Here is a 15,356-nt window from a genome sequence, read left to right on the forward strand (position 1 = left end):
GGGGCGCTCATGTTTCGTACGGGTTAGTAACCCGGTAGACCAGCGTGTTCAAACATGAGGAAGGGTCATGTTTGGCATAGTTCTGGTACGGGCGTACACGAATACTGGGCAGTATGCGCTCTGGGCGACGAGCAAACGTGAGGATTTCCTCATGATTCTGGCTATCCTCGCCGTTATCAGGCCCCAACGCTGAGGAACACCTGCGCACCGGAGGGAGCGGCGTGTCTCGGAGGGCATGTCGCCAGGAGAAGGAAGTCGAATCGTCTTGACGATCAACGAGAGCACCGAGACCGGTACCGGACAGAGCGCGAAGGTCGGTGCGGCCCAGGGGGCTGGGACCCGATCGCCACTGCTGGATCGCCTGCTGAACGGGACGCCCTACGCGCTCGCGTTCGGCGGACAGGGCGCCCAGTGGCTCGACGAACTGGAAGAGATCGGCCGCGACAGCGCGCTGGAGCCCGAATTGACCGCATTGGTCAACGAGGCGGAGGCGCTGCTGGAACCCGTTGCGGCACAACTGCTTGTGGTCCGTCCGGTCGGCTTCGACCCGATCGGGTGGATGCTGGAGGACGAACTGGTCGACACCGACCAGGGTGAGGTGTCCGCGGCCCCGTCGGCGCAGATTCTGCGTTCGGCCGCGGTGTCGATGCCGGGCGTGCTGCTCTCCCAGATCGCCGCGATGCGCGCGCTGCGGTTGCAGGGTCTGGATCCGGCCGAACACGCGCCGGTGGCGATCGTGGGCCACTCGCAGGGCCGGTTGGCGGCGACCGCGGTGGAGGCCGGCGGGCAGCGCGACGCCGAGATCCTGGCGATGGCGCAATTGATCGGCGCGGCCGTCGGCCTGGTGGCGCGGCGGCGCGGGCTGATGCCGGTGGGCGAGCGCTCGCCGATGGTCGCGGTGTCGAATGTCGATCCCGAGGAACTGCGGGCCGTGGTGGCCCAGGTGGCCGAGGGCATCGACCCGGCGTCGGCCGCGGTGGTGTCGATTCGCAACGGGCGCAGGCGCGCGGTGCTGTCCGGCACGCCGGCCCAGCTGGAGCGAGTCCGCCAGCGCTGCACGCAGATTCATGACGAGCAGTCGCGCGAACGCGAAGCCAAGGTACGCGGCGGCGCGGTCTTCGCGCCGGTGTTCGAGGATGTGCTCGTCGACGTCGCCTTCCACCACCCGGCGCTGGCCGACACGGTGGACCTGGTGAGCTCCTGGGCCAACCAGTGCGGGCTGGACGCCGCGCTGGCCGGTGCGCTCGCGCAGGAGATTCTGGTCGACCCGATCGACTGGGTGGAGATCGTCGACGGCGTGGTCGCCGCCGGCGCGCAATGGATTCTGGACCTCGGCCCCGGCGACCTGCTGTCCCGGGTGACCGGCGGTTCGCTGAAGGGCACCGGCGTCGGCATGGTCGCCGCCGCGACCAGGGCCGGGCAGCGCAGCCTGCTCACCCCCGGTGCCGCGCCGGAGACGGCCGCGCCGTGGACGGCGTTCGCGCCGCGCCCGGTTCGGCTGCCGAACGGGCGGATCGTGGTCGAGACCGCGTTCACCAAGCTGACCGGACGTTCGCCGATTCTGCTCGCGGGCATGACGCCGACCACCGTCGACGCGAAAATCGTTGCGGCGGCGGCGAATGCGGGGCACTGGGCGGAGCTGGCCGGCGGCGGTCAGGTGACCGAGCAGATCTTCGCCGATCGGGTCGCCGAGCTGAAGACGCTGCTGCAGCCGGGTCGCGCGGTGCAGTTCAACTCGCTGTTCCTCGATCCGTACCTGTGGAAGTTGCAGCTCGGTGGCAAGCGGCTGGTGCAGAAGGCACGCACCGCGGGCGCCCCGTTCGACGGTGTGATCGTCACGGCAGGCATCCCGGAACTCGACGAATCCGTCGCGCTGATCAAGGAACTCACCGAGGTCGGCATCTCGCACGTGGCGTTCAAGCCGGGCACGGTCGCGCAGATCCGCGCGGTGCTGCGGATCGCCGCGGCGGTGCCGGACTACCCGGTGATCATGCACATCGAGGGCGGCAAGGCAGGCGGGCACCACTCCTGGGAAGACCTGGACGACCTGCTGCTGGAGACCTACGCCGAGCTGCGTAACCACGAGAACGTGGTGGTCTGCGTCGGCGGCGGCATCGGAACCCCCGAGCGCGCAACGGAATACCTGACCGGCGAGTGGGCGGCCCAGCACGGCTACCCGGTGATGCCGCTGGACGGCGTGCTGGTCGGCACGGCCGCCATGGCGACGCTGGAGGCGACCACCGCGGCCGAGGTCAAGCAGCTGCTGGTCGACACCCCCGGCACCCCCGACTGGGTCGGCGCGGGCACCGCGTCCGGCGGAATGGCCTCGGGCCGTAGCCAATTGGGCGCCGACATCCACGAGATCGACAACGCCGCCTCGCGCACCGGCCGGCTGCTCGACGAGGTCGCCGGTGACGCCGACGCCGTCGCCGAACGCCGCGCCGAGATCATCGCGGCGCTGAACGCTACGGCCAAGCCGTATTTCGGCGATGTCGCCTCGATGACCTACCTGGACTGGCTGGAGCGCTACATCGAGCTCGCGGTCGGCCTGGACCGGCGCAAGGACTTCGACTGCGGCAGCGATATCGGCGACGCGATCGCCGACGCCACCCGCTCGGTGTGGCTCGACATCACCTGGCGCGACCGTTTCGCGGAAATGATGCGCCGCACCGAATCCCGGCTGCACCCGGCCGATCGCGGCGAGATCCCGACGCTGTTCGCCGACGACGCGGACTTCGAGAACCCGGTCGGCGCACTGTGCGCGCTGAAGGAGCGGTACCCGGTCGCCGAGCAGACCGTGCTGCACCCGGCCGACGTCCCGTTCTTCGTCACGCTGTGCAAGACCCCGGGCAAGCCGGTCAACTTCGTGCCGGTCGTCGACGGCGACGTGCGTCGCTGGTGGCGGTCGGATTCGCTGTGGCAGGCCCATGATTCGCGCTACTCCGCCGATCAGGTGTGCGTGATCCCCGGCACCGTCTCGGTCGCCGGTATCACCCGGGTCGACGAGCCGGTCGGCGAATTGCTCGACCGTTTCGAGCAGGACACCGCGTACTCGCTGGTCCGCGCCGGTGTGGTGCCGGTCGCGATCGACGCTCGCCGGGTCGCCGGTGTGACCACCGGCCCGATCGACACGGTGCTCGCCGCGCCGGACATCGAATGGTCCGGCCGCACCACGGTCAACCCGGTGTACCGGCTCGGCGACGTGGCCGAGTGGACGGTGGACGGCAAGGGCGCCGTGCACCCGCCGAGCGGCGCCACGCTGACCGAGACCACCGGCCCGGAGGCCGACAACGCCTACGTCGAACTGACCGTTCCGCTGTTGGGCAGCAACGTGGTTCGCATTCGCATCACCGTGCCGTCCACCACCTACAACGGCGGCGCCCCGGTGGTCACCGAGGCCGACGCGCACACCGCGATGACCGCGCTGATCGCCGTCGCCGCCGGGCAGGCGCTGCCCGAGGTGAAGGGCAGGGTCGCCCACCTCAACATCGCCTGGTCGCCGGACCTGGTCGCCGACCACGCCGGTGTCACCGGTTCGGGTCTGCCGTCGGCGCTGAGCACGCTCGGCCGCACCGTCCCCGACGTGCTGGTCGGCGCCTGCTGGCCCGCCGTGTTCGCGGTGCTCGGTGCGGCGCGCGCCGCGGACGGCGCGAGCGTGATCGAGGGCATGCTGGATCTGGTCCACCTCGATCACCAGATCGAGCTGGCCGGTGAACTGCCAACCAGCGCAAGCGTTCTCGCGGTGCGGGCGGAGGCGGGCGAGACGCTCGACACCGACCTGGGCCGGGTCGTCGAGGTGCGGGTGCGCATCACGGGCATGCTGGACCGGCCGGAAACCGGCATGTCCATGCCGACCGTCGCCACCCTCACCGAGCGGTTCGCCATCCGCGGCCGCAACGGCGCGGGCGAGCTCACCGATCCGCCGCGGGCCGCGGGCACGGTGTCCGACGACGCCACCGAGACCCCGCGCCGCCGGCGGCGCGACGTGACCATCGTCGCGCCGCGCACCATGCACGCGTTCGCGGCGGTCTCCGGCGACCACAACCCCATCCACACCAGCGATTCCGCGGCCAAGCTGGCCGGCCTGGGCAGCCCGATCGTGCACGGCATGTGGCTCTCGGCCGCGGCGCAGCACGCGGTTTCGGCGGTCGATCCGGACAGCGCGATCCCGGCCCGCACCCTGACCGCGTGGACCACGCGGTTCCTCGGCATGGTTCGTCCCGGCGCGGAGATCGATGTGCGCGTCGAGCGGATCGCGGTCGACGCGGGCGCGGAGATCGTCGAGGTGTCCTGCCGGACCGCGGGCGATCTGGTGATGACCGCGACCGGCCGCACGGCCGCCCCGAAGACGGTCTACGCGTTCCCCGGCCAGGGCATCCAGCGCAAGGGCATGGGCCTGGACGCACGGACCCGCTCCAAGGCCGCCAAGGCCATCTGGGACCGGGCCGACAAGCACACCCGGGACGCGCTCGGGTTCTCCATTCTCGCTGTGGTGCGCGACAATCCGACCTACCTCAAGGCGCGGGGCGTCGAGCACCGGCACCCGGACGGCGTGCTGCACCTGACCCAGTTCACCCAGGTCGCGATGGCGGTCCTCGGTGTCGCGCAGGTCGCCGAGCTGCGCGAGGCGGGCGCCTTCGTCGAGGGCGCCATGCTGGCCGGACACTCGGTCGGCGAGTACAACGCGCTCGCCGCGGCCGCCGGCGTGCTGCCGCTGGAGGCGGTGCTCGAGGTGGTGTTCCAGCGCGGTTCCGCGATGCACGAGCTGGTGCCGCGGGATGCCCAGGGCCGCAGCGACTATCGGCTCGCGGCGATCCGGCCCTCGCAGATCGGCCTGCCCGACGACGAGGTGATCGACTTCGTCAACGGCATCGGCGCGGCGACCGGTGAGTTCCTCGAGGTGGTCAACCTGAACCTGCGCGGCTCGCAGTACGCCATCGCGGGCACGGTCGCCGGACTCGAGGCGCTGGAGGCCGAGATCGACCGCCGCCGTGCCGAATTCGGCGGCAAGCGGGCGTTCATCCTGGTGCCCGGCATCGACGTGCCGTTCCACTCCACCGTGCTGCGCAAGGGCGTGCCGGAGTTCCGGCACAAGCTCGAGCAGCTGCTGCCCGCGGACCTGCACCCGGAGGTCCTGATCGGCCGCTACATCCCGAACCTGGTGCCCAAGACGTTCTCCCTGGAGCGTGAATTCGTCCAGGAGATCGCCGATCTGGTGCCGTCCGAGCCGCTCGCCGCGGTCCTCGCCGACTTCGAGGGTTGGTCGGCGCGACCGGTCGAGCTGTGCCGCATCGTGCTGGTCGAACTGCTGGCGTGGCAGTTCGCCAGCCCGGTGCGCTGGATCGAGACCCAGGACCTGCTGTTCACCGACACCGCGCACGGTGGCCTCGGGGTCGAGCGCTTCGTCGAGATCGGTTTGGGCGCAACGCCTACCGTGGCCAACCTGGCCACGCAGACGCTGAAGCTGCCCGCGTTCAGCGGCGCGACGGTCGAGGTGCTCAACCTCGAGCGCGAGGCCGGCATCGTCTACTCCACCGACACCGATCCCGCACCGGTCGACGAGCCGGTCGAGGAAACCGTCGAAACCGCCTCGGCCGCAACACCTGCCGCGGCCCCCGTGGCCGCTGCCGCGCCGGTCGCCGGCTCGGGCGGACCCCGTCCGGACGACATCGCCTTCACCGCCGCCGACGCCACCCGCGTGCTCATCGCGCTGTGGACCAAGCTGCGGCTGGACCAGATCGGCCCGGTCGACACCATCGAGGGCCTGTGCGACGGCGTCTCCTCGCGCCGCAACCAGCTGCTCGTCGACCTCGGCTCCGAGCTCTCGCTCGGCGCCATCGACGGTGCCGCGGACGCGGACATGGGCGCGCTGTCGGTCACGGTCGAGCGGCTCGCCCGCACCTACAAGCCGTTCGGCTCGGTGCTGTCCGACTCGATCGGCGACCACCTGCGCAAGGTGTTCGGCCCGTCCGGCAAGCGGCCGGCCGCGATCGCGGAACGGGTGAAGAAGGTCTGGGAGCTCGGCGACGGCTGGGCCAGCCACGTCACCGCCGAGGTCTCGCTCGGCACCCGCGAGGGCGCCAGCGTCCGCGGCGGCGACCTCGGCGGGCTGGTCTCCGGCGCGCTGGGCGACGGCGCCTCGGTCGACGCGGCCATCGATGCCGCCGTCCAGGCGGTCGCGGCGCGCCGCGGGGTCGCGGTCTCGCTGCCGTCGGCGGGTGGCGGCGGCGGTGGCACCGTCGACGCGGCCGCGCTCGGCGAATTCACCGAGCAGATCACCGGCCGGGACGGCGTGCTGGCCACCGCGGCTCGCGTGGTGCTCGAGCAGCTCGGCCTGACCGAGCAGGTGTCCGCCCCGGAGGCGACCGACAACACCCTGGTCGACCTGGTCTCGGCCGAATTGGGTTCGGACTGGCCGCGTTTGGTCGCGCCCGCGTTCGATCCGCGCAAGGCCGTCCTGCTCGACGACCGGTGGGCCACGGCCCGTGAGGATCTGGCCCGGCTGTGGCTCGGCAACGACGCCGAGACCGCGGAACTGCCGGTGAACGGCTACCTCGGGGCCGGCGAAGCCGTTGCCGCGCAGGCCAACTGGTGGCGCGAGCGGGCCAAGCACGAGGCGCGTTCGGTGCTGGCCGGGGTGTACGAGCGGATCGGCCAGGCGGCGCTGAGCACCGACGATCGCGGCATCTGGTCCGCGGACATCGCGGTGATCACCGGCGCGAGCAAGGGTTCCATCGCGGCGGCGGTCACCGGGCAGCTGCTCGGCGGCGGCGCGACCGTGGTGGTCACCACCTCCAGCCTCAACGACGACCGGCTGAGCTTCTACCGGAAGCTGTACCGGGACAACGCCCGGCACGGCGCCGCCCTCTGGGTGGTGCCCGCGAACATGGCGTCCTACCAGGACATCGACGCGCTCATCGAGTGGGTCGGCACCGAGCAGGTGGACAACGCCGGTGGCGCGAAGATCAAGACCAAGGACGCGCTGACCCCGACCCTGCTGCTGCCGTTCGCGGCGCCGCGGGTCGCCGGTGACCTCGCCGACGCGGGCGCCCGCGCGGAAATGGAAATGCGCGTGCTGCTCTGGTCGGTGGAACGGCTGATCGGTGGCCTGTCCACCATCGGCGCCGACCACGACGTGGACGCCAAACTGCATGTGGTGCTGCCGGGTTCGCCCAACCGCGGCCTGTTCGGCGGCGACGGCGCGTACGGCGAGTCCAAGGCCGCGCTCGACGCGGTGGTCGCCAAGTGGCGGGCGGAGAAGTCGTGGTCGACCCGGGTCACCCTGGTGCACGCGATGATCGGCTGGGTGCGTGGCACCGGCCTGATGGGCCACAACGACCCGATGGTCGAGGCGGTCGAAGCGGCGGGCGTGACCACCTGGTCCACCGCCGAGATGGCCGACGAACTGCTCAAGTGGTGCACCTCGCGGGCCCGCCAGGTCACCGTGACCGGCCCGCAGCAGATCGACCTGACCGGTGGATTGGCCAGGGCCAAGCTGGATCTGCCCGCACTGGCCAAGCAGGCGGCCGACCGCGCCGCCGAGGACGAGGTGGAAGCCGAAGCGGCGGCGACGATTTCGGCGCTGCCCGCACCGCCGACCATGTCGTCAAAGCTGCCGGTGCCCGAATGGGGCACGGTGACCGCCGATCTCGCCGACATGGTGGTGATCGTCGGTGCCGGCGAGCTCGGCCCGTACGGCTCGGCGCGCACCCGGTTCGAGATGGAGGTCGAAGACCGGCTCTCCGCCGCGGGCGTGCTCGAGCTCGCCTGGACCACCGGCCTGGTCACCTGGGAGAACGATCCCAAGCCCGGCTGGTACGACGCCGAATCCGGTGACTACGTCGCCGAATCCGAGCTGGCGGACAAGTACCACGACGCGGTGGTCGCCCGCTGCGGCGTGCGCCGCTACGGTGACGACGGCGCGATGATCGCCGGCGCAGACGGAAATGTCACAGCGCCGCTGATGACGTCGGTGTTCCTCGATCAGGACCTGACCTTCACGGTCGGCGGCGAGGCCGAGGCCCGCGCCTTCCACGCGGCCGACCCCGAGCACACGGTCATCGTGCCGGTGGCGGATTCGGCCGACTGGACGGTGACGCGCAAGGCGGGCACCGAGATCCGGGTGCCGCGGCGGGCCAAGCTGTCCCGCACGGTCGGCGGCCAGATCCCGACCGGCTGGGATCCGACCATCTGGGGCATCTCCGCGGAGATGGCGAATTCGGTTGACCGCGTTGCGCTCTGGAACGTGGTCTGCACGGTGGACGCGTTCGTCAGCTCCGGCTTCAGCCCGGCCGAACTGATGAGTTGGGTGCACCCGAGCCTGGTGGCCAACACCCAGGGCACCGGCATGGGCGGCATGTCCTCGATGCGCTCGCTCTACGTCGACAACCTGCTCGGCGAATCGCGGCCGAACGACATCCTGCAGGAGGCGCTGCCGAACGTGGCGCTCGCCCACGTGGTGCAGTCCTACGTCGGCAGCTACGGCGCGATGGTGCACCCGGTGGCGGCCTGCGCCACCGCCGCGGTGTCGGTGGAGGAGGGCGTCGACAAGATCCGCCTCGGCAAGGCCGAGCTGGTCGTGGCCGGCGGCTTCGACGATCTCGGCATCGAGGGCATCGTCGGCTTCGGCGACATGTCGGCCACCGCGGACTCGGCGGCCATGAGCGCCAAGGGCATCAGCGACCGGTACTTCTCCCGCGCCAACGACCGCCGTCGCGGCGGGTTCGTGGAATCGCAGGGCGGCGGCACCGTGCTGCTGGCCCGCGGTGACGTGGCGGTGGAGATGGGCCTGCCGGTGCTCGGCGTGCTTGCCTTCGCGCAGTCCTTCGCCGACGGCGTGCACACCTCCATCCCGGCGCCCGGTCTCGGCGCGCTCGGGGCGGGGCGTGGCGGTCGCGAGTCCCGGTTCGCCGCGGAGCTGCGCAAGCTCGGCGTCGGCCCGGACGACATCGCGGTCGTCTCCAAGCACGACACGTCGACCGCGGCCAACGACCCGAACGAGTCCGAGCTGCACACCCGCCTGGCCACGGCCATCGGCCGCTCCGACGGCGCCCCGCTGTTCGTCGTCTCGCAGAAGAGCCTGACCGGGCATGCCAAGGGCGGCGCGGCCGCGTTCCAGCTGATCGGCCTGTGCCAGGTGCTGGAAAACGGTGTGGTGCCGCCGAACCGGAGCCTGGACTGCGTCGACGAGAAGATGCAGGCGTACCCGCACCTGGTGTGGGCGCGCGAGCCGCTGCGCTTCGGCGAGAAGTTCGCGCTGAAGGCGGGCCTGCTGACCTCGCTCGGCTTCGGGCACGTCAACGGGCTGCTCGCGGTGGTGCATCCGGAGGCGTTCATCCAGGCGATCGACCCGGAGCGTCGCGAGGCCTATCAGGAGCGGGCGCAGCAGCGTCAGCTCGCCGGGCGGCAGCGGTTCACCGAGGCGATGTGCGGCGGTGCCCCGCTGTACGAGCGTCCGGCGGATCGGCGCCTGGGTGGCGACGGCACGCCGGCCAAGCAGTCGCGGCAGCTGGAAGCGGATGTGCTGCTCTCGTCCAAGGCGCGCCTCGGCGGGGACGGCGCCTACCGGGCCGACGGCTTCGGTTGCGGCGCAGGCCACATTGCGGACAGTTCGCCCACCGGCCGCCAGAGCAGGTCGTAGGCTCCCGGCATATGACGATCCTCGGTATCGGCCTGGACTTGGTGACCATCTCCGAGTTCGCCGAACAGCTCGAACGCGCCGGAACCACCATGCTCCGAGAGAGTTTCACCGCGGGCGAGCGACGCTACTGTCAGAGCAAGGGAACCGATCCCGCGCGCAGCTACGCGGTGCGCTGGGCGGCGAAGGAAGCGGTGATAAAGGCTTGGGCCTCATCCCGTTTCGCTCGCCGCCCGCAGATCGGCGACAATCCGTATCCGCTCATCGAAGTGGTCAACGACGCCTGGGGCAGGCCGAGCATCAAGCTGCACGGCCTCGCCGCCGAATTCCTGCCCCGGGCAAGGGTTCACCTGTCGTTGACCCACGACGGGGACACCGCCGCCGCGATGGTGGTGCTCGAAGATCCCGGTGAGATGGTGGATTTGATCGAAGGGCGCGAAGGGTAAGGCGGACAGTCAGTCTCGGTGGGTGCGTTGTAATCGGCTGCGCTGCAACGCCCACCAGGCTTCCAGGGCGCGGTCGGGCTCGGTGAGATCGATCCCGACCAGCTCCTGGTAGCGGCGTAGCCGGTAGCGCACCGTATTGGTGTGCAGGCCCATCGATTTGGCGGTGTGGTCGACGCGCAGGCCGTTGCGCAGATAGTGCTTGGCGGTCTCGATCAACGCCGCGGCGGTGTCGTTCTCGCCGAGCGGGGTGAGATAGCGACGGACGAGTTCGTCGCCGACCTCGGTGTCGGCCAGGATCGCGGGCAGCAGCCCGAGACCGGCCAGGTCGCGCACGCCGGTGAGTTCGAAGGCGTCCGCGGTCGCCATCGCCCGGGTCGCCCGGCGAAACGACGGCTCCATCCGATCCAGCCGGGCGGGCGGGCCGAGGCCGGCCGCGGTCGCGATCTCCACGGTAGGTGGGGTGTCGACGATGCCGGCGAGGTCACCGTCGATGACCGCGAGCAGGCCGCGGGCCGGGTTGCTCGCCGGTGGCTCGAGCAGCCGGATCAGCCGGTCGGCGGGGAGGTCGGCGCTCGGACGGACGCGGATCGCGTGATATTCGCGGTAGGAATCCAGGCCGTAGCGCTCGACCTGCAGGCGGATCTCGCCCGGGGCGAGCGTGCCGAACAGGATGCCCCGGACCAGGTCGGCGCGATGCTGCTGATCGTGCAGGGTCACTTGGAATTCGGCGTCGAGGTGGCCGCGGGTCACCGCCAGGATCGCGGTATCGGTCAGCGCGAGAATGTCGTTGGTCAGCTCCAGCAACTGGCGGTCGGACATGCCGAGGCGGCGGCCCATGACGACGGTCTCGTCGATCGCGAACCGCACCGCCACCCGCCAGCCGCGGAACATCTCGGTCACCGGAATCCCTTGGCGGCCACGGTCTTCCCCGAGTGCGGTGAAGACGGCCAATTCGCCGACGGTCAATGCACGCCCCGCGGCGAGCGAGCGCAGCAGCTGCTGCACGGTGCGAATGGCGTCCGGCAGCAGCGCGGCCCGATCCAGCTGCGCATAGGCGGGAATCTCCGCGCTGAGCCGTTCGATCGCCTCGGTGGTCAGCTCGGTGGCGTGCGAGAACAGCCGAGCCAGCAGGGCGCGGCGGTCGCCAGGTGGTGGTGGACCAGCCATTGCTGGAGGGTAGCTCTGTTTGGACTCCGCGACAAAGGGTGCGCGCGGTCGACCGACCGGCGCCTAGCGGCCGCTGGCCGAGCGGGACTCCTTCTCGGCGACCAGCAGATAGGCGACCATCAGGCGCTTGAGCTCGGACACCGCCTCGGCGTTGCTCTGCTCGTCCTGCACGGAGAAGTTCAGCATCGAATAGACGACGTGCACCAGCACCTCGGCCATCATGGTGCGCCGCGGCCGCGGGGTGCGCGGCGTGAGCGGGCGCAGCATCTGCGCGACGACCTCGGCGAACTCCTTCTCGTGGATCGCGCCCGTCGCCCGGGTGGACGGCGTCGACTGCATGGCGAGCCACACCTCGCGCCGGGACGGGTCGGTCATCCACAGGTTCGCCATGTGGTCGACGAACTGGTTCATGTGCCGCAGCCAGTCCAGCGACGGGATCTCGCCGTGGAAATCGGCGAGCTCCCGGGAAACGGCAACGAGGTCCTGCCGATTCAGTTCGCAGACGATGACGTACTTGTTGGCGAAGAACTGGTAGAGCGTGCCGATCGGAACCTCGGCGCGCGCCGCCACCTCTTCACAGGTGAACGACTCGAAACCCACTTCTACGAGTAGTTCCCTTGACGCCTGTAAGAGCGCGTCGAACTTGCGTTTGCTGCGTTCCTGCGTCGGCCGTCGCCGCGGCATGAGCTCCTGTGGGTCGTCCTGCAGCTCCAACGCAGGGTCCAGACGTTGCTTCGACCTGGCCTCCGCGCGTACTTCCACGTATCCAGGCTAACGGTATGGACACGCACACGACACGCGCACGGCTTCTGCGTGTTCATCTTCTGTCCGATTCACTACCCATCCAGATCGAATCTGGCGCCGAACACATACCGAGCGCGCGTGGCTCCATCGCGCGAAAGGACCAGGAAGGCGTGACCAGTGGTAGCTCGATCAGTGGTAACACTCGGCGTTTCCACCGAACGTGGCGCCGTGCACGCGGTAGCGTTCGCCGACACCGGCGCCCGGCTACCCGAGCGCGTGCTGCTGCATCGGGTGAAACGAACGGCAGGCGACAGCAAGGCGGACTTGGCCGAAGCGGTCGAGCTGGCGATGGACGAACTCGCCACCGAGCTCGGCCAGGAGCATGAGATCGCCGGCGCCGCGGTCGTCTACCGGGACGCGGCGGAGCGGCGAGCCATCGTCACTCGCCTGGCGTCCGGGCAGTGGCACACCGCCTCGCTCGTGTCGTCCAAGTCGGCGCACCTCAGCGTGGCCGGGATGATGACCTGGCTGGACGAGTTCGACGACCTGCTGATCTGCGAGGTGGTGCCGGGGCATCAGGCGTTCACCCTGGTCGACGGCGACCGTCGCCGGATTCTCGCCTCGATCGCCCAGGCGGGCGGGGCGACGGCGGAATCCATGGGCGCCGCGGTGACGGCGGCCTGGGATCAGTTCGAGGCGCAGGCGGTCCGGCCGGACGCGGTGGTGCTGATCGGTTCGGCGGCGGGCAAGCCCGCGGTGGTCGCGGCCGTGGACGCCTTCGGTGCGCCGGTGATCCCGTGCAAGGCCGCGGCGGCCGCGTCGGCGGCCGGCGCCGCGCTGTACGCGATGGCCGACGTGGACGGCATCGGCGAGACCGAGGAGCGGGTGCGCCGGGTGCGTGGCGGCGCCGCGGTGTTCGCCGCTGCCAGCGTGCTCGCGGGCGGCCTGGTGGTCGGCGGTGTGTACGCGACGGGTGGTTCGGCGCGGACGTTGCCGGGTGCGGCGCTCAAGGACGCGCACAGCACCGCCGACGCCAAGATCGTTCGTGGTGATTCGGTCGCGGGCAAGCTGGATCAGGTGCGGCCCGATCCGCGTGGGGTCGACGGTCCGGTGCTGGACCGGCGAACCCCGGTGGTGGTGTCGGATTCGGAGATATCGGTGGTCACCATCGATCCGGCCGACGTCCTGCCGCAGTACTCCGTCCAGCGATGGGGCAGCGCCCAGCCGGAGCGGACCGAGCTGGTGCCTGCCGAACCCGCGCACGAGGCCGAGACGAATGCCGCGGCCGCGCTGTTCTCCGGCTCGGGCGTCCCGGCGGCGACCAACAAGGTCGGCGCCCCGAACAACGCCCTGCTCTTCCCCGGTGAGCTGCCGCCCCCGGCGGCCTTCACCGAGGATTCCTATAACTGGTGGGACAACCACTTCCGCATGATGCTGCAATGGGCCGCCCAGCAGATCACGCCCACCTAGATCCGGAACACCTGCGGTGTAAAGGTCCGGCTCTACCCCTCCGGAGCCGGACCTTTACCTATGACGGGTCAGTGCTGTGTCTTGCGCCGGAACAGCACGCCCGCGACGAGATAACCCGCCAGCGCGATGCCGCCGCACCAGAGCACGGCCAGGAGCGCGCTGTTGCCGATCGGCGTCCCCATGAGCAGCCCACGCATGGTCTCGATGACCGGCGTGACCGGCTGGTTCTCGCCGAACCAGTGCAACGCGCTCGGCATCGAGTCGGTCGGCACGAACGCGCTGCTCACATACGGCAGGAACATGAAGAAGAACATGCACGCGTTGGCCGCCTCGGGATTTCTCACCAGCAGCCCGAACGCGGCCGCCAGCCAGGACATCGCGAGGACGAACATCGCGATGATGCCGTAGGCGGCGAGCCAGCGCAGCGGGTCGCCGGTCGGCCGGAAACCGATCCCGACGGCAACCAGGATCACCAGGGTGGTGGTGAGCAGGTTGCGCAGCAGGCTCTCCACCACATGCCCGGTCACCACCGAGGAACGGGCGATGTCCATGGTGCGGAATCGGTCGATGATGCCGTTGGACAGATCGGTGGCCAGGCTCACCGCCGTGGTCGCCGAACCGAATCCGGCGCACAGCAGGATGATGCCGGGCACCACGTAGTCGATGTACTTGCCGCCGACGTTCATCGCGCCGCCGAACACGTACACGAACATCAACAGGATCAGGATCGGCACCACGATCGACATGATCATCGTGTCCGGACTGCGCACCGTGTGCCGCAGGTTGCGGCTCAGCATGCTGGCCGAATCCTGCACGGCCAGCCGGGAATTGGTGAGGGTGGTGGTCACAGCGCCGCCGCTTTCTGGGTGGTGGGATGCCCGGTGAGCGCGAAGAACACGTCGTCCAGATCGGGCGTGTGGATGGCGAGCCGGTCGATGGTGATCGCCTGATCGTCGAACTGATCCAGCAGCCGCTTGATGGTGCCGACGCTGCCGTCCGACGGGACCAGCAGCGTGAGCTGCTCGGCGTCGATCTCCGCACCCGGCACGGCCAGCGCGGCGGCGTCCAGCCCCTGCTGATCGGCGAATCGCAGCTGGAGGTGACCGCCGGGGGCGAGCCGCTTCAGGTCGCCCGGCGTGCCCGCCGCGACGATCTTGCCGTCGTGCAGCACCGCGATTCGATCGGCGAGTTGGTCGGCCTCCTCCAGGTACTGCGTGGTGAGGAAGATCGTCACGCCGTCCGCGACCAGGTTCCGGATCACCTGCCAGAGTTCGCGGCGGCTGCGCGGATCGAGTCCGGTGGTCGGCTCGTCGAGGAAGATGATCCGCGGGTCGCCCATCAGGCTCATGGCCAGATCGAGGCGGCGGCGCATGCCGCCGGAGTAGGTCGCGACGCGGGCGTCGGCGGCCTCGGTGAGTTCGAATCGCGCGAGCAGGCGCGCGGCGCGCCGGGCGCTGGCCGACTTGTCCAGGTGCAGCAGCCTGCCCATCAGGCGCAGGTTCTCCGCACCGGTCAGGATCTCGTCCACCGCCGAGTACTGGCCGGTGACGCCGATGAGGCGGCGCACCGCGCCGGGGTCCCGCGCGAGATCGTGGCCGCCCACCCGGACCTCGCCGCGGTCGGGGCGGGCCAGCGTGGCCAGGATGCGCACCATGGTCGTCTTGCCCGCGCCGTTCGGGCCGAGTAGCGAAAAAACCGTTCCCGCAGCGACTTCCAGGTCGATGCCGGCCAGCACCGTCCGGTCGCCGAAGGCTTTGGTCAACCCGCTGATGCTGACGGCGGGGGTGGATGGGACTGTCATGGGGTTCCTCGAATCGAAACTGCGTATGGGTTAAACTTTGTTTAAACGGTACACAGTTTTCAGTTCGAGGCAAGAGGTGATCGAAGAAGAG

General features: G+C 70.2%; 7 protein-coding genes. 3 read left to right on the forward strand and 4 right to left on the reverse strand.

Annotation, left to right across the window (positions count from 1 at the left end):
• The first annotated feature begins 265 nt into the window (after positions 1 to 265).
• Entirely contained in the window at positions 266 to 9,640 is a 9,375-nt protein-coding gene (locus tag ACFQ9K_RS38520; protein WP_378719450.1) for a fatty acid synthase subunit beta domain-containing protein, read from the forward strand.
• Between the two features lie 11 nt (positions 9,641 to 9,651).
• The gene (locus ACFQ9K_RS38525; RefSeq protein ID WP_150403360.1) at positions 9,652 to 10,083 is read left to right on the forward strand and encodes a holo-ACP synthase; all 432 of its coding nucleotides are present in this window, start codon (positions 9,652 to 9,654) and stop codon (positions 10,081 to 10,083) included.
• Between the two features lie 9 nt (positions 10,084 to 10,092).
• Here ACFQ9K_RS38525 and ACFQ9K_RS38530 read toward each other — a convergent pair whose 3' ends face one another.
• Both ACFQ9K_RS38530 and ACFQ9K_RS38535 read right to left on the reverse strand, forming a co-directional pair.
• Complete coding sequence (locus ACFQ9K_RS38530; RefSeq protein ID WP_378719447.1) at positions 10,093 to 11,250, reverse strand: PucR family transcriptional regulator; 1,158 nt, start codon at positions 11,248 to 11,250, stop codon at positions 10,093 to 10,095.
• Between the two features lie 63 nt (positions 11,251 to 11,313).
• A complete protein-coding gene (locus tag ACFQ9K_RS38535) occupies positions 11,314 to 11,934 on the reverse strand; it encodes a TetR/AcrR family transcriptional regulator (protein ID WP_223885232.1) in 621 nt (206 codons plus the stop codon).
• 288 nt (positions 11,935 to 12,222) lie between these two features.
• On the opposite strand from ACFQ9K_RS38535, the gene ACFQ9K_RS38540 reads away from it, so the two are divergent.
• Positions 12,223 to 13,464: a hypothetical protein gene (locus tag ACFQ9K_RS38540; RefSeq protein WP_378719445.1), complete on the forward strand. Its 1,242-nt coding sequence runs from the start codon at positions 12,223 to 12,225 to the stop codon at positions 13,462 to 13,464.
• Between the two features lie 68 nt (positions 13,465 to 13,532).
• On the opposite strand, the gene ACFQ9K_RS38545 is transcribed toward ACFQ9K_RS38540, so the two are convergent.
• A complete protein-coding gene (locus ACFQ9K_RS38545; protein ID WP_378719469.1) occupies positions 13,533 to 14,261 on the reverse strand; it encodes an ABC transporter permease in 729 nt (242 codons plus the stop codon).
• Positions 14,262 to 14,308: 47 nt separating this feature from the next.
• The gene (locus tag ACFQ9K_RS38550; protein ID WP_378719444.1) at positions 14,309 to 15,265 is read right to left on the reverse strand and encodes an ATP-binding cassette domain-containing protein; all 957 of its coding nucleotides are present in this window, start codon (positions 15,263 to 15,265) and stop codon (positions 14,309 to 14,311) included.
• Between the last annotated feature and the right edge of the window lie 91 nt (positions 15,266 to 15,356).

The sequence above is a fragment of the Nocardia sp. NPDC056564 genome (assembly GCF_042793755.1).
Classification (GTDB): Bacteria; Actinomycetota; Actinomycetes; order Mycobacteriales; family Mycobacteriaceae; genus Nocardia.